This window comes from Vibrio sp. CB1-5 (assembly GCF_059412285.1).
The window spans coordinates 232,633-255,547 of record NZ_JBJHPB010000002.1 but is presented as its reverse complement, the minus strand read 5'-3'; the positions used below and the strand labels follow the sequence as shown (position 1 = coordinate 255,547).

The window sequence follows — 22,915 nt, the reverse complement described above, 5'->3', positions numbered from 1 at the left end:
ATGCGTGACTTATCACTATCAGTTTAGCCAAAGCGCAGCCAGTTGCGCATTAAATGAGCAGATCTTTTATAAAAACGGGGTATAGTGGAATCAAATAACAACAAGCAAGGATGGCTCAATGAAATACCACTCGCTCCCCCACTCTTCGCTCGAAGTCAGTAAAATTTGTTTGGGAACCATGACATTCGGTGAGCAAAACACCAAGCAAGAAGCGTTTGAACAACTCGATTATGCCGTTGAGCGTGGGATCAATTTCATCGATACCGCTGAGATGTATCCCGTCCCTCCAAAACAGAAAACTCAGGGGATAACTGAATCTTATATCGGAGACTGGTTATCGCATTCCGATAAAAGACAAAAAGTCGTTCTGGCAACTAAGGTCGCTGGCCCGCGCAACGTCCCATACATTCGCGATAACATAAGCCTAGATCGACGCAATATTCATCAAGCGCTTGATGACAGCCTAACTCGATTAAAGACTGACTATATCGATCTTTATCAGCTTCATTGGCCTCAGCGTCAAACTAACTGTTTCGGTCAACTCAATTATCCTTACCCTGACGCGAATGAAGAAGTCACCTTAATTGAAACGCTCGAAGCACTAAACGAGCTAATTAAGGCAGGAAAAATTCGCTACATTGGCGTCTCCAACGAAACCCCATGGGGCGTAATGACACTGCTCAAGTTAGCGGAAAAGCACGACTTGCCAAGAATCGTTTCCATTCAAAACCCATACAATCTGCTTAATCGAAGCTTTGAAGTGGGACTGTCGGAAATCAGTCATCATGAAGGGGTTGAGCTACTCGCCTACTCGCCATTAGCCTTCGGTTGCTTGAGCGGTAAATACCTCAATGGAAAAAAACCAGAAGGCGCACGTTGCAGCCTATTTGAACGCTTTGTTCGATACTTCACGCCTCAAGGTATTGAAGCGACTCAGGCCTATGTAGATCTCGCTTATAAACACGGTCTAGACCCCTCACAAATGGCGCTGGCATTTGTCAATCAACGTCCTTTTGTAGCCTCCAACATTATTGGTGCCACCAATCTCGACCAGCTGAAAAGTAATATCGATAGTATTGACGTTACCTTGTCCGATGAACTGTTAGAAGAGCTACAAATAATAGGGGCAAGATATTCAAACCCTTGCCCCTAGTCTTACTTTCTAGTGTGTGCGAGGAATGGAAATATGATAAAGCCTCGCTATCTCAAGTCATCGGCGGGCAGTGACTCTGCCCGCCTTACGTTACGTAACTAATCTTGACTGCAATTCTCGACGTAGATGACGAGCTTTGCGCTTAGCGACAACTTGAGGAGCAGCAACGTTACCAAGTGGACGCCCCTCCCTGTCTAGGCCGATATCTCTTAGCAGGTGCTCGTTGTGAAGTGGTAGTTGATACGCATTGCGACGGTAGCGTCTTTTCCACTCACGCTCTTGTTTTTGAATATCAGCTTTAATTAGCCATGTTGCGACAGTTAGATAAACAGATGTACGCATAATAATCTCCAGATTAAGAAATAAAGAGGAGAGAAATAGCGGTCTAGGAAAGATATAAAGACTCTTATGTGACTGCTATTTCCGCAGCCTCATAAGGTTACGGATTAATTAAACTTGTGCTGAACTTGCCACGGGTTTATCGGCAATAGTGGTGGTCGATACTAGACCACACATATGATCAGCATCAGTACGGCGAACAGCACAAGCGTTGATAAAAGAAATACGATTCATCATTTTCTGTGCCTCCATACTGACTTAATTAATCCTGAAATTTGGGTAAGTGAGCGTCTCGCTCACGGTTAATTCTTATGCAGTTCGTTTATTAAATCAACAAAACATATACAAAAAAGTGAAAAACAAATAAATACTCTAGTGATGACGATCACAAGCGTTTTACTGCCGAATATTTAATCACCCCCCTACCGAAACATGGTGTTAAATTTTATTTAAGCAAAATACAACCTGATATTCTTTCAAGTCCACTTGGTGCGAGCTGAATCAACCTTCTGTGTAATGACAATGTAACCCACTAAAAACGGAGGCTATTTAACCAAAAAAGGTGCCGAAGCACCTTTTCTTGTTCAAAACCCTACCCTTACGCTAGATAGTCTCTTCTGTGATCAAGTTGTGCTTGTTCAATAGGCGATACATCGTCGCTCGGGAAATGCCTAACTCTTTCGCCGCTTGGGTTACCTGACCGTTGTGACTATCGAGGACTAAAATAAGCGCATCACGCTCTGAACGTTCCCGAATACTTTTCAAACTACGTTTACCAGAAAAGGTACCCGGTAGTTCAAAATGTTTTTTCGCTAACACTTCTTCTTCGGTCATTAATACCGCGCGCTTCACCTGATTCATTAGCTCTTTCACGTTTCCAGGCCAATGATAATAAGTCAGTGACTTAATTGCATCGTCGTCAATGGATTTCACAGGCGAATTAAATTCTTTAGCAAATTGGTTTATGTAATATGTCACCAAAAGTGCAATGTCTGTCGCACGCTCTTTAAGGCTAGGGACATTAATTCTTAGCACATTAATGCAGTGGAAGAGCTCTTCGTTAAAGGTACTGTCACCCAGTGCTTTTTCAATATCTGAGGAATCCGCCGCTAAAATACGGACATCAAACTCCTTGATGCCTTTAGCAGTTTCAATTTGTCCATCTTGATAGAACTTTAATAAGTTAAGTTGCTGCTTAGGTGGCAGAGTAAAGATGTCGTTGAGGACAATGGTGCCGCCTGATGCTTGATCCAGCAATGAACTCTGGGAAGCGTCATGCATCCCAAAAAACTCGTTCTCGAAACGAGCATCCGAGAACGCACGACAATTGACGGCAATAAACGGCTTTTGCGAACGAGCTGAACAGCGATGAATCGCTTTGGCGACCGACTCCTTGCCAGCCCCGACCTCACCATGGTTCATAATGCTCACATCTGTTGGACCAATACGACGTATTTGGTCACGTAGTCGTCTAATAGGCAGCGATTGCCCGACGATTCCTAAGTCATTATCGTTGCCATTGTGCGGCCAAACTTTTTGCTCAAGTTTTAGCATACCAAGCTGGTGGCCTATGGTACTCATGAGCCTTGAGTCTGGAATTGGCGTGGTGAAAAAATCGATACAAAAGTTGACGATAAACTGGCAAATCGTATCTGAGCTGAGTTGCGACTCACGGATAAAGGCAATCCAACGCACCTGTTTATGTGTGCTAACGAGTTTCGCGATACCATTTAGGCTAAAATCATCTCGCGTGAGATCGACAATACCAATACATGGTCCAATCTCAGAAAACAGCGCATCTGCTTTGCGAAGATCAGAACATTGCGTGCAGCGCCAGCCCGCTTGCTCCAGAACAGACAGCCAAGGCTCATAAACTCCACCCACCACGACCAAAGAGCCGGGGATTGAATCCATCCGAAATTCGGTTCCCATTACATCATTCCTATTATTGTTTTTAGATTCAATAGCTCCATTCTATGCATGTGAGGCTATCTATCAAAGACGACCATCGCGTTTAACTCGTACAGCGGTGTCTCATATTTAAGACTAGTGCACGATTTGTAACTTTTCTATAAACATTCAAGGAAATTTGGCATGAAAAAAAGCCTCTCCGAGGAGAGGCTTTGTAGGAAATCATAACCTTAGCAGAGAACTTACTGCTGAGGACGCATCGCTGGGAATAGGATAACGTCGCGAATAGTGTGCGTATTAGTAAATAGCATCGCTAGACGGTCGATACCAATACCTTGACCCGCAGTTGGTGGTAGACCGTGTTCTAGTGCAGTAATGTAGTCTGCATCGTAGTACATCGCTTCGTCATCACCCGCGTCTTTCGCATCAACCTGTGCTTTGAAGCGCGCGTCTTGGTCTTCTGCATCGTTAAGCTCAGAGAAGCCGTTCGCTACTTCACGGCCGCCAATGAAGAACTCAAAGCGGTCTGTGAAGAATGGGTTGTCATCGCTACGACGCGCCAATGGAGAAATATCTGCTGGGTAGCCAGTGATAAACGTTGGCTGGATTAGCTGAGGTTCAGCCGTCTCACCAAAGATCTCTTCAAGAAGCTGACCACATGTCCAGAACGTCTCAACCTCAACGTGTACAGATTTCGCAATTGCTACCATCTTGTCACGGTTAGTTAGATCTTCTTCTGTTAGCGCTTGAATTTCAGCGTGGTCTGGGTTGTAGTGCTTGATCGCTTCAAACATGCTCATACGTGCGTAAGTGCCACCAAACTCAACGGTTTCGTCACCGTAAGGCATAGACGTTGAACCTAGAACCTCCATCGCTACCGTGCTTAGCATCTCTTCCGTCAGATCCATCAGATCTTTGTAGTCAGCGTAAGCTTGGTAGAATTCCATCATAGTGAATTCTGGGTTGTGACGTGGCGATAGACCTTCGTTACGGAAGTTACGGTTGATCTCAAATACGCGATCAAAGCCACCAACCACTAGACGTTTTAGGTAAAGCTCTGGTGCAACGCGTAGGAACATGTCGATGTCTAGTGCATTGTGATGTGTGATAAATGGACGTGCTGTCGCGCCACCAGGGATCACGTGCATCATTGGCGTTTCAACTTCTAGGTAGCCTTTTGAGCTCATGAAGTTACGGATTGCCGATACTAGCTTAGAGCGAATAATGAACGCGTGACGAGAGTCTTCGTTCACGATTAGGTCAACGTAACGCTGACGGTAACGCATCTCTTGGTCAGTCAGACCGTGGAACTTCTCTGGTAGCGGACGAAGTGCTTTCGTTAGCAACTCGTACGACTCCATGTTCACGTAAAGATCGCCTTTACCAGACTTGTGAAGTGCACCTTTCACACCGATGATGTCACCGATATCAAGGCCTTGGTATTTCTCTTTCAGCTCTTTTTGAACATCTTTTGCTGCGTATGCTTGGATACGACCAGACGTTTCTTGAATCGCTAGGAATGGACCACGCTTAGCCATAACACGACCTGCGATTGCCACTACGTGGTTTAGCTCTTCTAGCTCTTCTTTTGTCTTTTCACCAAATTCCGCTTGAAGGTCGCCCGCTAGGTGCTCACGACGGAAATCATTTGGGTGGCCGTTCGCTTTACAGCTTTTACGGATATGATCCAATTTTGCGCGGCGCTCAGCGATTAGCTTATTTTCTTCAGGTGAATAGGCTTCTTGTGCGTTTTCGTTTTGAACAGCATCAGTCATTTTTCGATGTATCCTGTTTTAAAAGTGGTGAAAAGCTTACAGGCCTGATTTTAGGCTAGCTTCGATAAATTTGTCCAAGTCGCCATCAAGAACCGCTTGAGTGTTGCGGTTCTCAATGCCAGTACGCAAGTCTTTAATGCGTGAATCATCAAGTACGTAAGAGCGAATTTGGCTGCCCCAACCGATGTCAGATTTGGCATCTTCGTTCGCTTGCTTCTCTGCATTTTGCTTTTGCAGTTCATGCTCGAACAGTTTTGCACGTAGCTGTTTCATCGCTTGGTCTTTGTTTTTATGCTGAGAACGATCGTTCTGACACTGAACCACGATGTTCGTTGGAACGTGAGTAATACGAACCGCAGATTCCGTGGTGTTAACGTGCTGACCACCCGCACCGGAAGCGCGGTATACGTCGATACGAAGATCAGATGGGTTGATCTCGATATCAATGTTGTCATCAATCTCTGGATAAACAAACGCAGACGCAAATGAAGTGTGACGACGGCCGCTTGAGTCGAATGGTGACTTACGAACTAGACGGTGAACACCTGTCTCTGTACGTAGCCAACCATAAGCATACTCGCCCGATACCTTCACAGTCGCGCCTTTAAGGCCCGCAACTTCACCTTCTGATACTTCGATGATTTCTGTCTTGAAGCCTTTCGCTTCAGCCCAACGAAGGTACATACGTAGCATCATATTGGTCCAGTCTTGCGCTTCCGTACCACCAGAGCCTGATTGCAAGTCGATGTAGCAATCTGACGCATCGTGGTCACCGGCGAACATACGACGGAACTCAAGCGTTTCTAGCTTGGCTTCCAGTTCAGCAAGTTCTGGTTCAATTTCATCGAAGGTTTCTTGGTCTTCTTCTTCAACCGCAAGTTCAAGAAGACCGTCTACATCTTCTACACCTTGGTCAAGAAGGTCGATGGTTTCAACAACCGCTTCCAATGAGGCACGTTCTTTACCGAGTGCTTGCGCACGCTCAGGCTCGTTCCATACATCCGGTTGTTCAAGTTCTGCGTTGACTTCTTCTAGACGCTCTTTCTTAGCGTCATAGTCAAAGATACCCCCTCAGGATATTTGTGCGTTCAGACACATCCTGTAGGCGGTTTTTGATAGGATTGATTTCAAACATATTTGCTCAGCATTTATGAGTAGAATTTAACCGCAGAATTCTACTCAAAAATGTGACGAAGATACAGGAAAATATCGATTTTCCTTGACCGAAATATCAAGCCCCTATCGAGGCTCAATATGGTCGACCATCAGTTGCAATGACTGGTTTCCACGAAACTCATTGATATCCAGTTTGTAAGCGAGAGTGACCGTTTTCACCGAGGCATCTGGCCAACGGCGTAAATCCACATTAAAGGCGATTGCATCCAGCATAATATTGGTCCCAAATCCTTTGTGCATCGGCTCGACCATCAGCTTTAGGTGTTTTTCACCCACCAGCTTTTGATGCAGTACTTTAAACTCACCATCAAACACAGGATCAGGGAACGCTTGTCCCCAAGGACCTCCAGCACGGATCTGCTCTGCGGTATGCATAGAAAACTCTTCCGGTGTCAACTCACCATCCGACAAGATAATACCTTTTAGCGCGGTATCACCCAGCTCTTCACGCACCACCTCATCAAACAGCTTACTAAAGCGCTCGAAGTCTTTTTCCATGATGGTAAGGCCGGCTGCCATCGCATGGCCACCAAACTTCAAAATCAGTCCAGGGTTTTGAGTATCGATTCGGTCTAGGGCATCGCGCATATGCAAACCTTGGATAGAGCGACAAGAGCCTTTGATCGTCCCCTCACCACCATCGGCAAACGCAATCACCGGACGATGGAATTTGTCTTTAATACGAGAAGCCAAAATACCAATCACACCTTGGTGCCAGTCACGCTGGAACAGCGCTAGGCCATAAGGCAACGCCGCCTTATCACTAATTTGCAAACGCTCACAAAATGCCAATGCTTCTTGCTTCATGCCTTCTTCGATGTCTTTACGCGTCTGGTTAAGTCCATCAAGTTCGCTGGCCATACGACGTGCGGCATGGATGTTATCCGACATCAAAAGCTCAACACCAAACGACATGTCATCCAAGCGGCCTGCTGCATTGATTCTTGGACCAAGCGCAAAGCCAAAGTCGGATGCCACCAGCTTTCTTGCATCGCGTTTAGCGATTTCAATCAAAGCTTGAATGCCGGGTCTGGCTTTGCCTGCGCGAATTCGCTGCAGACCTTGGTGCACTAAGATGCGGTTATTCTCATCCAAAGCCACCACATCGGCTACGGTACCGAGCGCCACCAAATCAATCAACTCCATCAGCTTTGGCTCAGCCATGCCTTGCTCGGCGAACCAGTTACGCTTTCGCATATAAACGCAAAGCGCCATCATCAAATAGAACGCAACGCCAACACCTGCCAGTGCTTTCGATGGAAAACCACACTCATTAAGGTTGGGATTGACCATGGCATCCACATTCGGTAGCTCAGAACCAGGCAAGTGATGGTCAGTCACCAGCACCTTGATGTTATTGTCTTTGGCGTACTGCACCCCAGAAATCGAAGAGACACCATTATCTACGGTCATGATGACTTCTACGCCAATCTCGATAGCTTGATCGACCACCTCAGGGCTTAGACCATAGCCATCTTCAAAACGGTTAGGCACCAAATAGTCGACATTGCGGCTACCCAGCATACGCAGTGCCAGCACAGAGAGCGCAGAACTCGTCGCACCATCAGCATCAAAGTCACCGACGACGATAATGCGTTTTTGCTGCTCAATCGCTTCAAACAGCAGCTCAACAGCGGCGTCAATACCTGCTAGCTCTTGGTAAGAGTGCAGCCCTTTAGCCGCTTTTTCCAATTGAGCGACATCACTCACGCCACGGCTGATGTAAAGACGGCGCAGCAATGCAGGAATAGAGTCAGGAAGTATCGAAATATCGACATCAGGGCGGCGTTGGATTTCTATCATAAAATGCAATGGGGCCCAAAGAGGCCCCAATCCTAATCGTTATTGAATTTGTTGTAGACGCTTTAGAAGATCAGCAGGAGGAAGGTAACCACCGACCATTTCACCATTTGGTAGGAAGATTGCTGGAGTACCACTGATACCTAGCTCGCGTCCAAGCTCGTAGTGTTTAGCTACGGTCTCTTGGCACTGTTTCAGGTCGCCATCGAACACTGCTTCTTTGCGGTTAACTTTCGCATCATGCATCGCGCCTGCTGGATTCTCTGAACACCAGATTTTCGCCATTTGATCAGCAACCGAGCCTGTCGCGCCTTGTCGTGGGTAAGCAAGGTAGCGCACGGTAATTCCAAGGTCGTTGTATTCTTGCATTTGGCTGTGCAGTCTCACACAGTAGCCACAAGTAACGTCAGTGAATACCGTCACTACGTACTTCTCGTCTTTTGCTTTGTATTCGATGACTGTGTCAGAAAATGAAGCAATTTTTTCCGCATTGATTGGAGCCTGACGCTCAGCAATCACGTCTTTGTAATTACCGTCAGCATCAATCGAGTACAACGTACCCGCAATGAAATGATCACCTGATGGTGATGCGAACAAGATACCGCCAGGAGTGCGAACTTCTACCAGACCCGCAATATCTGAAGCCACCACTTCTGATACCTCAATGCCGATTTTGGCAAGTCGTTCACGAATGGCCGCTTCATCTGCTGCGCTGCTTACCGCCGCCGCTTCAACGGCAGTTGCTGGTGTTACTTGGCTTGGTTGAGACTCTTCTGCACCGCAAGCCGTCACGAAAAATGGCAGAGAAAGTAGAGTTAAGCGGCGTAATACGCTCATTAAAATCACCTTTGTATAGAAAACGTTAAATTAAGCCCTTGGATGATGCTGGCTATGAATGTTCTTCAATCGTTCAGTTGCTACGTGAGTATAAATTTGTGTCGTAGATAAGTCACTATGCCCGAGCAACATCTGTACGACACGCAGATCTGCACCATAGTTCAATAGGTGCGTCGCAAAAGCGTGTCTTAATACGTGTGGCGACAATAACTCGGTATCAATATCAGCCAACACAGCATAGAACTTAATACGGTGCCAAAAGGTTTGTCGGGTCATCTGCCTTGCGCGTTTGCTTGGAAACACCACATCCGAGGTTTTTTCACCAAGCAGCTGCGGGCGACCTTTATCGATAAACTCAGAGATCCAATCAATGGCGTTCTCGCCCATAGGCACTAAACGCTCTTTGTTGCCTTTACCAACAACACGCACCACGCCCTGTCTCAGGCTGATGTTTTCCATCGTCAGGCTCACTAGCTCTGTAACACGAAGGCCAGTAGCGTAAAGAAGCTCTAGCATCGCTTTGTCACGCAGCTCTATTGGATCGTTCGGATCGGGCGCATCCAGGAGCGCCGTTACTTGATCTTCGGTTAAATCTTTCGGTAGTCGCTTAGGAAGCTTTGGGCTCACCAATAGAGCGGTCGGATCGTCCGAGCGCAGTTTTTCTCGGTGCAGATATTGGAACAACCGACGGATGGCAGACAGCATTCTCGCTCTTGAGCTTTGCTGGTAGTTTTGATCCGCCAACCAGCTTTGATACTCCTGCAAGCCCGCTAAGCTAATAAAATCCAGTTTATAGTTGTGTTCATGCATCCATTTCAACAACTTCACCAAATCATTTCGATAAGACGCCAAGGTGTTTTCTGACAATCCTCGCTCCATCCACATGGAATCGAGAAATTGCTCCACTAAGCCCTGATCTTGGATATTGACGTCGCTCACGACTACCTCTTGGATGTTTATACAGTACTTTGAACAGAGTAAGCGAGAAAAAACCAGATTGCCATAAAAAACCATCACCTAACGAATAAGCGCTGCAAAGATGGTCGAATTCAGAGTAGAATCTTGGCCAATCATCACAACCAAGATACAGTGAAGTTATGAAAATAGGCTTATTTTACGGCTCGTCCACCTGCTACACCGAGATGGCTGCAGAGAAAATCCGCGACATCATCGGCCCTGATATCGTCGACATATTCAACGTAAAAGAGACGCCTATTACCAAGATGAGCGAATACGACCTGCTTATCTTAGGCATTTCCACTTGGGATTTTGGTGAACTCCAAGAAGACTGGGGCGCTATTTGGGATCAAATCTCCGGTGTATCACTCAGTGGTAAAGTTGTCGCTCTATTCGGGTTAGGCGATCAGGAAGGCTATGGCGAATGGTATCTCGATGCCATGGGCATGCTACACGACGAGCTTAAACCAACAGGTGCTCAATTTATTGGTTACTGGAATAACCAAGGCTACGAATTTGAAGCGTCAAAAGCACTCACCGAAGATGGCAGTCAGTTTGTCGGCCTCGCTTTGGATGAAGACTCTCAATACGAACTCAGTGATGAGCGCATTGCAAGCTGGATTGAGCAAATCCTTGTTGAGTATCAGCAAACGCTTTGATGCTGACAGATTTGATACTTACAAAGAAAAAATGCCTAAACAAACGGCGCCTATATAATAGGCGCCGTTTTAGTTTTTGCGAAGTCTTGCTAGTAGAGTTTACTACGCAGCTTCTTGCTCTAGGCTTTGGTCACTGCGACCAATAAAGCACATGCAAACAATCGCAACAAACGTAGGCATTACCCAACCCATGCCTACACTGAACAGCGGCAGTGCGTTGAATGCAGACACATCAATACCCGCTACTTTCGCAGCATCGATCATAGCAAATGCCAGTGATACTAAGATAACCACGCGATAAGCAAGTTTCGGGTTCGCTAGGTACTTGCGAGTAAATGTCAAAGCGACTAGCGCAATCGCAACTGGGTATAGCGCAAACAGTACTGGAACCGATAGTGAGATAAGCTGTGCCAAACCAACGTTTGCTACAACAGCACATGCAACACCAATGATCACAACCCATTTCTGGTAGCTGATAGACGTGAGTGAACTGAAGTAATCAGAACACGCTGAGATCAGACCGATCGCCGTCGTCAAACACGCTAGCAACACAATCACAGAGAGAACGATTTGACCGTATGGACCAAACAACGCTTGTACGTATTGGCTTAAGATTGCGCCGCCGTTGTCAGCACCTGCTGCCACCGTTGCGCTCGTCGCACCTAGGTAGAACAGTGAGATGTAGACAAATGCAAGACCTGCTGCCGCAATGAATGCCGCGCTAATTAGGTACTTAGTCGTTGCTGCTTGCTCAGTGATGCCTTTCTTACGCAGTGCATCCACAATCAACATACCAAACATCAAAGAACCGAAGGTGTCCATGGTGTTGTAACCTTCAAGGAAACCTTTCGTCAGAGGCTGACTTAGGTACTCTCCGACTGGAGCAATCATCTCACCTTGTGGGTCAATGAATACCGCACCTGCAAGAACAATAAGGCCAACAAACAGAACTGGCGTAAGCACCTTACCGATAACATCAATCAATTTGCCTTGCGACCAAGCAAATGACATAGCAACAGCAAAAAACAGGATTGAGAAAATCGTTAGGTGTACTTGTGCGGCGTCCGCGAAGAACGGGCGAATCGCCATTTCATAAGCAACTAGACCAGTACGAGGCGCGGCGAATGCAGGACCGATAATAATGAAGATCAGTACCGCAATAAGCGTCGCAGCTTTCTTTGGCAAGTCTTTCGTCAGGTGCTCCCAAGAGCCTCCTGCCACTGCAACAGCAATAATGGTAAGAAGAGGAAGACCTACTGCAGTGAGAAGAAAACCGGTCATCGCTGGGAGCAAATTCTCACCCGCCAATTGACCCGCTAGTGGTGGAAAGATGATGTTGCCAGCACCAAGGAAAAACGCAAACAGCATAAAACCGACTGCTATAATATCTGTTGTTTTTAACGTCTGTTTCACAGATATGCCCTTACTTGTTATGTTGTGTTTCTATAGAAGGAATCTTGGTTCCCTCGTAAAATAAGGCGGGCATAATGACGAATCACTAGTCAATAAGCAATAGATATAGATATAAACACTATATAAATTTGCTTAATCGAATTAAAAGCAGTTCAAATAACTAGACTGACAAACCAAGGCGGTATTTCATCTCGATCAATTTCATAAACACACCGATCAAAAACAGAACATATCACTGTTCAAAAATTTAACACCAGTACCTATCACTAAAAAGCAAACGATTAACAAAATAACTTATGACTCGTAGCACATCAACAACGAAAGGCTTTCAATTCAAACAGTTCGCAATTCTCGATGGTCACTCAGGAATGCCTGTTAGCACCGATGGGGTACTTCTTGGTGCATGGGCACAATTTACCAACGCCGAGCGGCTGCTTGATATCGGCACCGGTACTGGCCTTTTAGCCTTAATGTGCGCTCAGCGCTTTCAAACTGCCGCAATTATGGCGGTCGATATCGACAGCACGGCCATTAATGACGCCAAACGCAGCTTCAGGGCCAGCAGATGGAGTGCACGTTTAACGCTGCTTCAAGGCGATGTATTAAACCAAAACTTTAGCGAACGATTTACGGGGATCATTTGCAACCCTCCCTACTTTAATAGTGGTGAAGTCTCGCACAATACCCAGCGAGCCACTGCCAGACATACTCACACCCTAGCACATGAGCAATTACTAGAGCGCTGCCGCAGCTTACTTATTGAGGAAGGACAAGCCAGCTTTGTCCTGCCAACACCAGAAGGTGAGCAGTTCATCGCAATGGCTAAGCAGCAAGGTTGGCATTTAACACGCCTATGCCGAGTACAAACCACCCCTAAAAAGCCTTGTCACCGTCTGCTGTTTACCTTGAGTCAGGTATTTGAAGAGTGTAAAGAGGAGCATTTAGTTATCCATAGTGACGCCGGTGGATATTCTGCGGATTTTATTACTCTAACTAAGGACTTTTACCTTAAAATGTAAGTGCGCCGCGCGTTCGTTTGAGTATAATAGCCGCCCTACTTTTTCCCTGTTTGATGTTTTTTTGCTCAGGGTTAACCTACGTCTTGTGGAGACACTATAGTGATCAGAACCTTTGCCGAACTCGATCTAGATCCGGTCCTTTTAGAAGCGATTGAAGAAATGGGCTTTAGCCGCCCAACTGACATCCAGGCTCAGGCTATTCCACAAGCATTGGATGCAAGGGATATTCTTGCCTCTGCACCAACAGGAACAGGTAAAACCGCTTCCTTTGCTATCCCAGCCATTCAGTACCTTCTCGACTTCCCTCGCAAGAAGGCAGGTCCAGCACGTATTTTGATCCTAACGCCAACTCGTGAGCTGGCAATGCAAGTAGCAGAGCAAGCAACGGCACTCGCTAAGTACACTCGCCTTAAAGTTGCGACCATTACCGGTGGTGTCACGTATGACTCTCACGCCGCCACACTGGCAGAAACTCAAGATATCGTGGTAGCAACGCCAGGTCGTTTAATGGAATACATCGAAGCAGAGCGTTTTGACTGCCGTGCTATCGAATGGTTAGTACTGGATGAAGCAGACCGCATGTTGGACTTGGGCTTTGGTCCAACCGTTGATCGCCTGTCAGCAGAGTGTCGCTGGCGTAAGCAAACGCTGCTGTTCTCTGCAACGCTTGAAGGTCGTGGTGTAGAAGGTTTCACCGCCGATCTTTTGAAAAACCCAGCAGAGCTTGAAGCGCAGCCATCAACACGCGAGCGCAAAAAGATCACCCAGTGGTATCACCGCGCCGATGATGCGAATCACAAACTGAACTTGCTAAAACACATCCTGACCGAACAAGCGCAGCGTACTATCGTATTTGTAAAGACACGCGAGCGCCTTGGAGAGCTTCGTCAGCAACTCGATAGCGCGCAGATCCCATGTTCGTGGATCCAAGGTGAGATGCTACAAGATCGTCGTAACAACGCGATCAGCCGCTTCCGTGATGGCCAAGTGAATGTCCTGCTCGCGACCGATATCGCCGCACGTGGTATCGATTTGCCAGATGTCTCTCACGTCATCAACTATGACATGCCTCGCAGTGCCGATGTCTACCTACACCGTATCGGTCGTACCGCGCGCGCAGGTAAAAAAGGCATCGCCATCTCTATTGTAGAAGCACACGATCAACCAATGATGGATCGCGTCGCTCGCTACACCAAAGAGACCATCAAAGAACGCTTTATCGACGGCATGCGCCCAACGCACAAAAAGCCGGTCTTCAAGAAGAAAAAACCGAAGAAAGACGACAAGAAAAAAGCGGTGAAGAAAAAGAAAAGCGCTAAGAAGAAATAAGCGTGAACCCCAGGTAAAAGAAAAGGGTGTCAGACTTGGTCTGACACCCTTTTTTAATCACTTCGATATCTAATCACTGCTCTTCGCGCTTAAACACCAGTTCAGTCGCCGTCGATTCTTCTTCAACAAAGTAGTAGCCTGCAACATCAAATGCGGTCAGCTCTTCAATCGAATCGATACGGTTCTCGATAATATAACGCGCCATCATCCCACGCGCTTTCTTGGCATAGAAGCTGATGACCTTGTATTGGCCATTCTTACAATCTTTGAAAACCGGCGTGATGACTTTACCATCGAGCTGTTTTGGTTTAACTGCTTTGAAGTACTCGTTAGATGCTAGGTTAATCAGTACATTGTCACCCTGTGCATTAAGTGCATCATTGAGTTTGTGGGTGATAATATCGCCCCAGAATTGGTACAGGTTAGTGCCACGCTCGTTGGCAAGCTTGGTGCCCATCTCTAAACGATAAGGCTGCATCAAGTCCAATGGCTTAAGCAGGCCATAAAGACCCGAGAGCATACGCAAGTGCTGCTGAGCAAAGTCAAAGTCTTCCTCAGACAAGCTTTCTGCTTCTAATCCAGTGTATACATCGCCTTTAAAGGCGAGGATGGCCTGGCGAGCATTGTCTGTTGTAAACGTTTCTGACCACTCTTCAAAACGCGCCACGTTCAAGCCAGCGATCTTATCGCTCACCTTCATCAAAGCAGAGACATCGGCCGGAGTGAGCTTACGGCACTCTTTAATAAGCTCAGCAGAATGTTCAATCAACTCTGGTTGAGTGAATCGCTCAGTCGCGAGCGGTGACTCATAATCTAGGGTCTTAGCGGGTGAAACAACGATAAGCATGACTTTACTCTTTTAATATTGGTTTGCTTCAGTATAAAAAAAGCCACGCACTTTCATCAATGAAATAGTGCATGGCTTTTTCTATTTTTGAGATAGGTAAAAGCGATTACTTATTCGCTGTTTCCTTCTCATCATACCAAATCCCCTCTTCAAGCTGAGATTTCAGCTCTGGGTAGTCATTGGCATCAAAGGTTGGAACCTTGCCTGCTTTAAGCTGCTGGTTGTAGTCTTTGGCAAGTTTGATCACGATGCCCGATAGCAAGATGATCGCAATCAAGTTAACAATGGCCATCAGACCCATCGACACATCCGCTAGCGCCCAAACCATTGGTAGCGTTGCCACCGAACCAAACATCACCATGCCTAGTACGATAATACGGAACAGGCCAAGACCCGCTTTGTGGTTATGCTCTAAGAAAATCAGGTTCGTTTCTGCGTACGAGTAGTTGGCAATGATAGAGGTAAATGCGAAGAAGAAGATCGCAACCGCTACAAAGATACCACCCCAGTCGCCAACTTGAGAGCTCAGAGCACGCTGAGTCAGCTCGATACCCGTCACTTCACCATGCGGTACATACTCACCCGACATGAGGATGATAGCCACAGTCGCACTACAGATAACAATAGTATCTGTAAACACACCAAGCATTTGTACGTAACCTTGAGACGCGGGATGCGGCGGATACGGCGTTGCCGATGCCGCTGCGTTTGGCGCAGAACCCATACCAGCTTCGTTCGAGAACAAACCACGTTTGATACCTTGAATCATCGCTTGAGCGATAGCATAACCTAGGCCACCAGCAGCCGCTTCTTGAAAGCCGAATGCGCTCTTAAAGATGTAAACAATCACATCTGGCACTTTCTCAATGTTCATAAACATGACAACAAATGCCAGAACAAGGTACGCCAATGCCATTACTGGAACGATAATCTCCGCTGTACGCGCAATCTTACGTACGCCACCAAAGATAACGAATGCAGAGATAAGAACAATCACCACACCCACGATCATTGGATCAAAACCAAACGCGGTATTCATCGCATTGGCAATCGCATTTGCTTGAACCGCGTTGAACACCAAACCAAAAGCAATAATAAGGAAGATAGAGAACAATACGCCCATCCAGCGCATGCCTAGACCTTTTTCCATATAATAAGCTGGACCACCACGGTAGTTACCGTCGTCATCTTTGGTTTTGTATAGCTGCGCTAGAGTACTTTCCGCGAATGATGTCGCCATACCCAGCATTGCAATCAACCACATCCAGAAGATAGCACCAGGGCCACCTGCCGTTAGTGCAACAGCAACACCAGCCATGTTACCTGTGCCCACACGAGCAGCAAGACTGGTACAAAGTGCTTGAAAAGATGAAATACCAGCAGTGTCTGCCTTGCGGCTGTTTTTCAGCACACTGAACATGTGACCGAAATGGCGGAACTGAATAAACCCAAGGCGTACTGTAAAGTAAATCCCCACACCTACGAGTAAGTAAACAAGAATCGATCCCCAAAGTAGATCGTTCATTAGATTAATAACGTCTGTCACTTTAAACCTCACTTAAAGTTAGAGTCCGAGCTGCACTTCCGAGTGCGTCCTAAGCGCCATGGTCTTCTCCATCCGTGAAGTTTTGTTCATTTCTTTCTTTTTCACGGCAACTTAGCTTGTATTTCTTACCACTTGAGAACGGCATACAAGTCGGCGTATTTTTTGACGGAGCGGATTTTGCAGCCATGCTCACGAAAAAGCAATACGCAATCGGTGGGATATCATTGTTATTTTTCACCTTAAAATCACGAAAAGTTAACACTAATCAAAGCAAGCGCTTCACTTTTTTGCCTCAAGTTAGTATCAAATATACAACAACCTTTAGGTGTTAGCCGTAAAGTACTTAGGGTTAGACAAAATTAGTGCAAACCTTGTTAGCACAACGGGTCTGCGCTCATTTACCAAACGAGGTACTTTTTGCCAGTTATCAGGCAATGAGAATGCTTATCGTAGCACGCAAACGTTGCCCTTCAGCTTGATTCGCACAGAGCGTTAACAAAATTCACAGAAGGACTCTTTTGCAATTTGTGATTTAAGTGGTTATTTTTTATTCGAATCAAAGCTCTAAAAGTGTGAGATTGAGTTCAAAATGGCATAAAACATTCATAGTCTCGAAACAAATGAGAAACATATCAAAGTTAGTCTGCGTAAGAATATGGTACTTAAAGGGCTCCGTAGGGAGAACAAAAACAAGTGAGGTAGCTTATGGATGGCTTTGAACTGGATGAGATTACGGAAGTAGATGCTCCAAGAGGGCGCGCTGCTCGCTCAAAACCTGTCAAAAGAAAATGGCGTGAAATTGAGGCCATTAAAGACAGACAGCGTCTACAAAAAGAACTCAACGACATGGACATCGGTCTCGACTTTGCGCTCGACGATGTTGACCTTTAAATGATCACTCAATCTTCAATAACAGATTTTCGGTGACGATGAGCCTGAAACCTCGTCACTGATAACATGTAAAACCCTCTTTTAAGAGGGTTTTTCTTTATCCAACTGATGAACATTTGTGATTCACCCCCGAAAACAAATTGACGAAAGTCAAATGATAACCCATATCAATATCATTTAGTCTGTATTTCTTTTTGCGCTTGCCCTACAATACGCCTTCGTTTCGTTCGATAGCAGCGCAGTGCTGTCGACGTCATCCTAATACACTATCGGTACTTTCTAGTAACAGCAGAAGGCTATAGAAATGAACAAGACGGCTCTTCGTCTCATGTTGTGCTCACTTCCATTGCTAACCATCAGCAGTGTCACGAGTGCAAATGACCTCAACACAGCTCGCAATGTCGAAGCTCAAACCATCACACAAAGCGTGCAAAGCCAAGCTCGCATCAACCAAAGCAGCGACAAAGCCTTTGAGCTTAAATCCGATATTGCCATGCTTGAGCAAGAGGTTGCCAACCTTGAGGTTTATGAGCGCCACCTAAAAGATGTCGTCGATAATCAGCAGCAAGAGATGACGAGCATTGATAGGCAGCTTGAGCAAATCAGTGATACTCGCCAAGGTGTTGTGCCTTTGATGTACCAAATGCTCGAAGGTCTGGAGCAACACATCGCTAGCGACAAACCGATTCGCCAGCAAGCTCGCCTAGCAAGAATCGATGAGCTAAAAGCGCTGATGCCACAGGCTGATGTGAGTGATGCAGAAAAGTATCGCCGTATTCTTGAGGCTTACCAGATTGAGATGGATTACGGCATCAAGCTAGGTAGCTATCGTTCTCTTATCCAAGTCAGCAACGAAACGAACGTCGTTAGCGAGATTGAAGCTGAGCAACTTTATCTAGGTCGACTGTCATTAGTTGCCCGTAGTCTCGACCGAAACCAATACTGGACTTGGGATAGCCTTCAAAACAGATGGGTTGCTGTCGATGCATCGCTAGCTCCACAGATTGACAAAGCGTTTGCCATTGCCAATAAGCAAGCCTCTCCTGCTCTAATTGAGCTTCCAGTGTCTCTACAGAAGGATCCGAGCTAATGCGCAATTCCGTATTCCTCGCCGCACTGCTTGCATTCGGCTTATCACAACCAAGCTTCGCCGCGGACTCACTGACATCAAAAGCACAGACAGCACAGCAACAAGAGCGAGCTCACAACAGCGAACGTGAAGCGAAGTTTAAGCATGAAGAACAATCACTTGCAGCTCGTAAAGCACAACTAGAAAGTCGTAAAGCTGAGCTTGAAGCCAGCATCGAATCCTTGAGCACTGCGTTTTCAGAAAACGAACGTACTTTGGCAGAGCAGCAAAAGAAACTGCATCTAGAGACAGGTAGCTTGGGTGAACTGTTTGGCGTGGTGCGTCAATCAGCGAAAGAACTGCAAGTCGAACTTGAGCAGTCTGTTGCAAACACGCAGCAGTCAGCGCAAATTCAAGCGATTGACAACATTGTTGCCGCCAAAACGCTGCCATCGATTCAAGAACTTACTGGCCTGTGGGAAGCCTACCAAGCGCAAATCGTCTCTAGCGCAACCTATGCTGAAGTCAACGTCCCATTTGTTAATGGCGCAGGTGAAATCACCACGATCAACGCGACTCGTTTAGGTAACTTTGCGCTGCTTGCTGAACACGGCCCAGTTGACTGGAACGGTAAGCTAGCAAGCAATTTCCCTCGCCTACCAAAAGAAGTACCGACATCGGCCGAAACCGCGGGCATCGTGACCGGTCAAACCGCAACACTTATCGACCCGAGCCGCGGGGATATCTACAAACAACTTGCAGATAACCCAACCCTTGGCGAGCGTTTTGCCCATGGTGGCATCGTAGGTAAGATCATCGCAGCTCTATTTACCATTGGTATGATCATCGCGCTGTATCGCGCTGTGGTTCTTACGACGACAGAACAAAAGATTAAGAAGCAGCTTAAAACACCAGAAACGCCAACCGATAACCCGTTAGGTCGCGTACTCAGCGTTTATAACAGTGAGAAAAAACTACACATAGAAGCCCTTGAGCTACGACTTCTTGAATCTATCATGGATGAGCAGCAACATCTCGAGCGCGGCTTGAGCATGTTAAAACTTCTGGCAGCACTTGCTCCAATGCTTGGCCTGCTCGGCACCGTGACGGGTATGATTGAAACCTTCCAGGTCATCACACAATTTGGTAACGCAGAACCACGAGTGATGGCTGGCGGCATCTCAATGGCGCTTGTGACTACGGTTCTTGGTTTGATTACTGCTATGCCGCTGCTTCTAGCTCATAACCTATTAAGCTCAAAGGCAGAAGCGATCCGCAACGTTCTTGAAAGACAGAGTGTGGGTCTTGTCGCAGAGCAAGCTGAAACGCAAACCATGGAGACTAAGCAAGCGTATGCCGCATAACCTCTTTAGTTGGTTGCCAGGAAGCGAGCACTTAAATCAGTTTATGACACAAGGTGGGCCAGTGCTTTGGTGGCTGGCCGCCGTTGTGTTCATCTTCTGGGTGGTGGCCGTGGAGCGCGTCATCTATTTCGCCAAGATTTTTCCCTCAGAGAGAAAGACCTGGGTGGATAAATGGGCGATGCGCCAAGACCATTACTCTTGGTATGCCCAGTCCCAGCGCAACGCCATGCTTAGCGAGGCGGAGAACAAACTCAAGCAGAACATTAACTTAATGAAGTGTCTATTGAGTCTGTGTCCGATGCTTGGTTTGCTCGGTACTGTAACCGGCATGATCACCGTATTTGATACCCTTGCAGCGCAAGGCAGTGCGCAACCAAGATTGATGGCAGCAGGCATCTCTATGGCGACTATCCCGACAATGGCGGGCATGGTTGCTGCACTTTCCGGCATGCTCGCCTTTTCCCGTATTCAAAAATGGAGCAGCAAAAGCCTGCTTCAACTTGAGCAGTTACTGCGTAGTGAGCGTCAAACCGCTATTGCTAAAACCAGTCAGTCTGCTGATGGAGACTCACAATGAGATTAGGTCACCGTAGAAAACAAAATGATGAAGCCAACATCGATATGACGTCGATGCTCGACATTGTCTTCATCATGCTTATCTTCTTCATCGTTACAAGCTCCTTCGTGCGCGAGTCCGGCGTTGATGTTAATCGCCCTCAGGCGAGCCATGCGGTCAGCCAAAAAGATGCTGGCATCTTTGTCGCAATCACATCGTCCAACGACATTTATATCGACAAACGCCGTGTAGATGTTGAGCGAGTGCAAGCGACCATTGAGAAACTGCTTTTAGAACAACCTAATGCCTCTATGGTTATTCAAGCCGATAAACATGCCTTCAATGGCACCGTTGTCGAAGTGATGGACAGCGCTAAAGGCGCTGGCGTTACCAAGATTGCACTGGCGACGGAGAGTCCATAAATGCTTCGAGTACTTGCGAGCATACCGTTGGCCGCCGCCCTCGCGTTTGCCCTATTCTCGTTTATGAGTTGGATGATCGATATTGGCCCAAAATCTAAGCCAGATGAGAAGCCAAGGTTGAGCTATGACCTCGTTATGGTTGAACCCGACAGTGAAACCGCAAGACGACAACGTACTTTGCCAGAGCCACCCAAAATGCCATCCACCCCGCCGTCTGCGGCAGTGGTTGAGCAAAGCTCGCAAGTATCAAGCGTTCAAACGCCAAGCACTCCACAACTGCCGAATATTTCGGTATCGACTCAGGTTGCGGGCATGTCGCTAAACGCACCGACTGTGCCGGACATTGGCCAAAACCAACAAGTTATGCCACTGCATCGCAAAGAGCCACGTTATCCACGTCGTGCTTTGCAGCGCAATATTCAGGGCTATGTGGTGATGTCTTTCACCATTGATGAGCGTGGTCGTCCAACCGATATCGAAGTGGTAGAAGCCAACCCTAAGCGCATGTTTGAGCGAGAAGCTATGGTCGCGTTAAAACAGTGGAAATATCAGCCTATGGTCGTCAATGGTAAGGCAACGCCTCGTATTGGCCAGACCGTAAAACTAGAGTTTAAGTTGAATCAATGAGTAAACGTGTATTAACGCTCTTTGCCCTATCTCTTAGCGTGCTAACCGGAGGTGCATTCGCAAGCCAGGAGCTTGGAATGCGCACCGCAGCTCAGGTATCCAAAGCCTACGAGCTAGAGCAAGAAGAGAAACTTAACGAAGCCATCACGCTACTAGAAGGGTTAAAGCCTAACGCGAGCTTTGACAAGGCGTATGTAGCTCGCATGCTCGGCATCTACTACTGGCAAGCGGAGCAGCCAAAGAAAGCCATCACGCAATTGCAAATCGCCGTCGACACAAAAGCGTTTAAAGATGAGCAGGGTTGGCAAACAGAGCGTATGCTTGCCGAGCTTATGCTCTCCGAAGATATGCCTGAGAAAGCGCTGGTTCACTTTAACAACTTGACCAAGACAGCAAACTCTTACGAAAAGCTGTCGAAGCAGCAGATCAGCGGAGTTTGGTTAAACAAGGCTCGCGCTCACTACCTACTTCAAGAGTGGAAGTCGTTACTTGCAGCGATTAAACACTACCACCAGCTCGATAGCACGCCAAAACTGCAACCATTGAGCTTACAGCTAAGTGCTGAGATGCAGCTAAACCATCTGAAAAGTGCGATTCTAACCACGCAAAAATTACTCGCTCTGCAGCCAGATAACGTTATGTGGTGGCAGCAGCTTAGTTCACTGTATATGCAAACCAAACAGTACAAGTTGGCGCTCGCGACATTAGTCTCCGCAGAGCGAGCAGGTATTCAAGTCCCGGACAATTTGAAGCTGAGTAAAGCGCAGCTCTACTCTCAACAAGGTATTCCCGAAAAAGCGGCAGAGTCGTACGCTGACTTGCAAGTGAAAGAGACCGATATCGACACCATCATCAAGCAAGCCAGACATTGGCAAATGGCACGCGAGTGGACAAACGCACAAACAGCTTGGCTCGCAGCAGCAAGGCTAAATGAAAAATACTATGAAGAAGTTTCGCGACTTGAACTGCAACAGGGTGATTTCAAACAAGCATTGGCATCTCTTAGCAAAGTGAAAGGCATGCCAGAGCAAGAGCGATTACTGCTGGAAGTACGTGCTTATGTGGGATTGAAAGACTACGCAAAAGCGACGAATGTGGCCGAACAAGCACACCGAATTAAGCCAACCACGCAAAGCGCTGATTGGCTGCAATATCTACAACAGATGAGTCTAGCACACTAAGTCTTCCCTACGCGCCTTACTCGCAGAAATGAAACTCATAATTC

The 22,915-nt window shown here is 46.8% G+C and carries 22 protein-coding genes; 11 read left to right on the top strand and 11 right to left on the bottom strand.

All coding sequences use genetic code 11. The annotated features are described in order from the left end of the window. Window positions 1-118: 118 nt before the first annotated feature. Entirely contained in the window at window positions 119-1,153 is a 1,035-nt protein-coding gene (locus tag ACJB0T_RS02640) for an NADP(H)-dependent aldo-keto reductase (RefSeq protein ID WP_479291338.1), read from the top strand. Window positions 1,154-1,243: 90 nt separating this feature from the next. Here the strand turns inward: ACJB0T_RS02640 and ACJB0T_RS02635 are convergent, their stop codons facing one another. The 8 genes from ACJB0T_RS02635 to xerD all read right to left on the bottom strand — a co-directional run bounded on the left by ACJB0T_RS02635 (window position 1,244) and on the right by xerD (window position 9,930). After that, entirely contained in the window at window positions 1,244-1,495 is a 252-nt protein-coding gene (locus tag ACJB0T_RS02635; RefSeq protein ID WP_479291340.1) for a DUF1127 domain-containing protein, read from the bottom strand. Window positions 1,496-1,603: 108 nt separating this feature from the next. Beyond that, entirely contained in the window at window positions 1,604-1,729 is a 126-nt protein-coding gene (locus ACJB0T_RS02630; RefSeq protein ID WP_479291342.1) for a hypothetical protein, read from the bottom strand. Window positions 1,730-2,095: 366 nt separating this feature from the next. Continuing rightward, a complete protein-coding gene (locus ACJB0T_RS02625) occupies window positions 2,096-3,424 on the bottom strand; it encodes a sigma-54-dependent transcriptional regulator (protein WP_479291344.1) in 1,329 nt (442 codons plus the stop codon). Between the two features lie 221 nt (window positions 3,425-3,645). Beyond that, window positions 3,646-5,178, bottom strand: a complete 1,533-nt coding sequence (lysS, locus tag ACJB0T_RS02620; protein WP_479291345.1) for a lysine--tRNA ligase — start codon at window positions 5,176-5,178, stop codon at window positions 3,646-3,648. 36 nt (window positions 5,179-5,214) lie between these two features. Further along, a protein-coding gene (gene prfB, locus ACJB0T_RS02615) for a peptide chain release factor 2 (protein ID WP_112459573.1) occupies window positions 5,215-6,313 on the bottom strand; the annotation gives its coding sequence in 2 pieces (ribosomal slippage) (window positions 5,215-6,237 and window positions 6,239-6,313; 1,098 coding nt in all). A 104-nt stretch (window positions 6,314-6,417) separates the two neighbouring features. Next, a complete protein-coding gene (gene recJ / locus ACJB0T_RS02610) occupies window positions 6,418-8,157 on the bottom strand; it encodes a single-stranded-DNA-specific exonuclease RecJ (RefSeq protein WP_479291348.1) in 1,740 nt (579 codons plus the stop codon). A 39-nt stretch (window positions 8,158-8,196) separates the two neighbouring features. Next, window positions 8,197-8,991: a bifunctional protein-disulfide isomerase/oxidoreductase DsbC gene (dsbC, locus tag ACJB0T_RS02605; RefSeq protein ID WP_479291351.1), complete on the bottom strand. Its 795-nt coding sequence runs from the start codon at window positions 8,989-8,991 to the stop codon at window positions 8,197-8,199. Between the two features lie 30 nt (window positions 8,992-9,021). Then, a complete protein-coding gene (gene xerD / locus ACJB0T_RS02600; protein ID WP_479291353.1) occupies window positions 9,022-9,930 on the bottom strand; it encodes a site-specific tyrosine recombinase XerD in 909 nt (302 codons plus the stop codon). A 158-nt stretch (window positions 9,931-10,088) separates the two neighbouring features. Here xerD and fldB point away from each other — a divergent pair, with 158 nt between their 5' ends. Next, complete coding sequence (fldB, locus tag ACJB0T_RS02595) at window positions 10,089-10,607, top strand: flavodoxin FldB (protein ID WP_479291355.1); 519 nt, start codon at window positions 10,089-10,091, stop codon at window positions 10,605-10,607. A gap of 102 nt (window positions 10,608-10,709) precedes the next feature. On the opposite strand, the gene brnQ is transcribed toward fldB, so the two are convergent. Continuing rightward, a complete protein-coding gene (gene brnQ, locus ACJB0T_RS02590) occupies window positions 10,710-12,020 on the bottom strand; it encodes a branched-chain amino acid transport system II carrier protein (RefSeq protein ID WP_479291356.1) in 1,311 nt (436 codons plus the stop codon). A 296-nt stretch (window positions 12,021-12,316) separates the two neighbouring features. On the opposite strand from brnQ, the gene ACJB0T_RS02585 reads away from it, so the two are divergent. Both ACJB0T_RS02585 and srmB read left to right on the top strand, forming a co-directional pair. Then, entirely contained in the window at window positions 12,317-13,039 is a 723-nt protein-coding gene (locus ACJB0T_RS02585) for a tRNA1(Val) (adenine(37)-N6)-methyltransferase (protein WP_479291358.1), read from the top strand. A gap of 99 nt (window positions 13,040-13,138) precedes the next feature. Beyond that, entirely contained in the window at window positions 13,139-14,368 is a 1,230-nt protein-coding gene (gene srmB, locus ACJB0T_RS02580; protein WP_479291360.1) for an ATP-dependent RNA helicase SrmB, read from the top strand. Between the two features lie 73 nt (window positions 14,369-14,441). Here srmB and yaaA read toward each other — a convergent pair whose 3' ends face one another. Then, window positions 14,442-15,215 (bottom strand): peroxide stress protein YaaA, encoded by a 774-nt coding sequence (gene yaaA, locus ACJB0T_RS02575; protein ID WP_479291362.1) that lies wholly within the window; start codon window positions 15,213-15,215, stop codon window positions 14,442-14,444. Window positions 15,216-15,321: 106 nt separating this feature from the next. After that, a complete protein-coding gene (locus ACJB0T_RS02570) occupies window positions 15,322-16,761 on the bottom strand; it encodes an alanine/glycine:cation symporter family protein (protein ID WP_479291364.1) in 1,440 nt (479 codons plus the stop codon). A 705-nt stretch (window positions 16,762-17,466) separates the two neighbouring features. Here ACJB0T_RS02570 and ACJB0T_RS02565 point away from each other — a divergent pair. From ACJB0T_RS02565 to ACJB0T_RS02535, 7 genes are all read left to right on the top strand, one after another. Then, window positions 17,467-17,652 carry a DUF3545 family protein gene (locus ACJB0T_RS02565; RefSeq protein WP_042496493.1) on the top strand — a complete coding sequence of 62 codons (186 nt, stop codon included), beginning with the start codon at window positions 17,467-17,469 and terminating at the stop codon, window positions 17,650-17,652. Between the two features lie 304 nt (window positions 17,653-17,956). After that, the gene (locus ACJB0T_RS02560; RefSeq protein ID WP_479291367.1) at window positions 17,957-18,742 is read left to right on the top strand and encodes a DUF3450 domain-containing protein; all 786 of its coding nucleotides are present in this window, start codon (window positions 17,957-17,959) and stop codon (window positions 18,740-18,742) included. Continuing rightward, the gene (locus ACJB0T_RS02555; protein ID WP_479291369.1) at window positions 18,742-20,085 is read left to right on the top strand and encodes a MotA/TolQ/ExbB proton channel family protein; all 1,344 of its coding nucleotides are present in this window, start codon (window positions 18,742-18,744) and stop codon (window positions 20,083-20,085) included. The genes ACJB0T_RS02560 and ACJB0T_RS02555 overlap by 1 nt, the downstream gene beginning before the upstream one ends. Beyond that, complete coding sequence (locus ACJB0T_RS02550) at window positions 20,075-20,662, top strand: MotA/TolQ/ExbB proton channel family protein (protein WP_479291373.1); 588 nt, start codon at window positions 20,075-20,077, stop codon at window positions 20,660-20,662. Before ACJB0T_RS02555 ends, ACJB0T_RS02550 begins: the two co-directional genes overlap by 11 nt. After that, window positions 20,659-21,063 (top strand): ExbD/TolR family protein, encoded by a 405-nt coding sequence (locus ACJB0T_RS02545; RefSeq protein WP_042496473.1) that lies wholly within the window; start codon window positions 20,659-20,661, stop codon window positions 21,061-21,063. The genes ACJB0T_RS02550 and ACJB0T_RS02545 overlap by 4 nt, the downstream gene beginning before the upstream one ends. Continuing rightward, window positions 21,064-21,690 carry an energy transducer TonB gene (locus ACJB0T_RS02540; protein WP_479291375.1) on the top strand — a complete coding sequence of 209 codons (627 nt, stop codon included), beginning with the start codon at window positions 21,064-21,066 and terminating at the stop codon, window positions 21,688-21,690. It begins immediately after the preceding gene. Beyond that, a complete protein-coding gene (locus tag ACJB0T_RS02535; RefSeq protein ID WP_479291378.1) occupies window positions 21,687-22,871 on the top strand; it encodes a tetratricopeptide repeat protein in 1,185 nt (394 codons plus the stop codon). Before ACJB0T_RS02540 ends, ACJB0T_RS02535 begins: the two co-directional genes overlap by 4 nt. The last annotated feature ends 44 nt before the right edge of the window (window positions 22,872-22,915 follow it).

Excerpts from the sequence above, each read along its gene's own strand:
- ACJB0T_RS02545 (WP_042496473.1), top strand. The coding sequence starts at position 20,659 with ATGAGATTAGGTCACCGTAGAAAACAAAATGATGAAGCCAACATCGAT.
- fldB (WP_479291355.1), top strand. The coding sequence starts at position 10,089 with ATGAAAATAGGCTTATTTTACGGCTCGTCCACCTGCTACACCGAGATG.
- ACJB0T_RS02630 (WP_479291342.1), bottom strand. The coding sequence starts at position 1,729 with ATGATGAATCGTATTTCTTTTATCAACGCTTGTGCTGTTCGCCGTACT.
- ACJB0T_RS02640 (WP_479291338.1), top strand. The coding sequence starts at position 119 with ATGAAATACCACTCGCTCCCCCACTCTTCGCTCGAAGTCAGTAAAATT.
- dsbC (WP_479291351.1), bottom strand. The coding sequence starts at position 8,991 with ATGAGCGTATTACGCCGCTTAACTCTACTTTCTCTGCCATTTTTCGTG.
- ACJB0T_RS02635 (WP_479291340.1), bottom strand. The coding sequence starts at position 1,495 with ATGCGTACATCTGTTTATCTAACTGTCGCAACATGGCTAATTAAAGCT.
- lysS (WP_479291345.1), bottom strand. The coding sequence starts at position 5,178 with ATGACTGATGCTGTTCAAAACGAAAACGCACAAGAAGCCTATTCACCT.
- ACJB0T_RS02625 (WP_479291344.1), bottom strand. The coding sequence starts at position 3,424 with ATGGGAACCGAATTTCGGATGGATTCAATCCCCGGCTCTTTGGTCGTG.
- ACJB0T_RS02555 (WP_479291369.1), top strand. The coding sequence starts at position 18,742 with ATGCGCAATTCCGTATTCCTCGCCGCACTGCTTGCATTCGGCTTATCA.
- yaaA (WP_479291362.1), bottom strand. The coding sequence starts at position 15,215 with ATGCTTATCGTTGTTTCACCCGCTAAGACCCTAGATTATGAGTCACCG.
- recJ (WP_479291348.1), bottom strand. The coding sequence starts at position 8,157 with ATGATAGAAATCCAACGCCGCCCTGATGTCGATATTTCGATACTTCCT.
- ACJB0T_RS02560 (WP_479291367.1), top strand. The coding sequence starts at position 17,957 with ATGAACAAGACGGCTCTTCGTCTCATGTTGTGCTCACTTCCATTGCTA.
- ACJB0T_RS02540 (WP_479291375.1), top strand. The coding sequence starts at position 21,064 with ATGCTTCGAGTACTTGCGAGCATACCGTTGGCCGCCGCCCTCGCGTTT.
- ACJB0T_RS02565 (WP_042496493.1), top strand. The coding sequence starts at position 17,467 with ATGGATGGCTTTGAACTGGATGAGATTACGGAAGTAGATGCTCCAAGA.
- ACJB0T_RS02535 (WP_479291378.1), top strand. The coding sequence starts at position 21,687 with ATGAGTAAACGTGTATTAACGCTCTTTGCCCTATCTCTTAGCGTGCTA.
- ACJB0T_RS02550 (WP_479291373.1), top strand. The coding sequence starts at position 20,075 with ATGCCGCATAACCTCTTTAGTTGGTTGCCAGGAAGCGAGCACTTAAAT.
- ACJB0T_RS02585 (WP_479291358.1), top strand. The coding sequence starts at position 12,317 with ATGACTCGTAGCACATCAACAACGAAAGGCTTTCAATTCAAACAGTTC.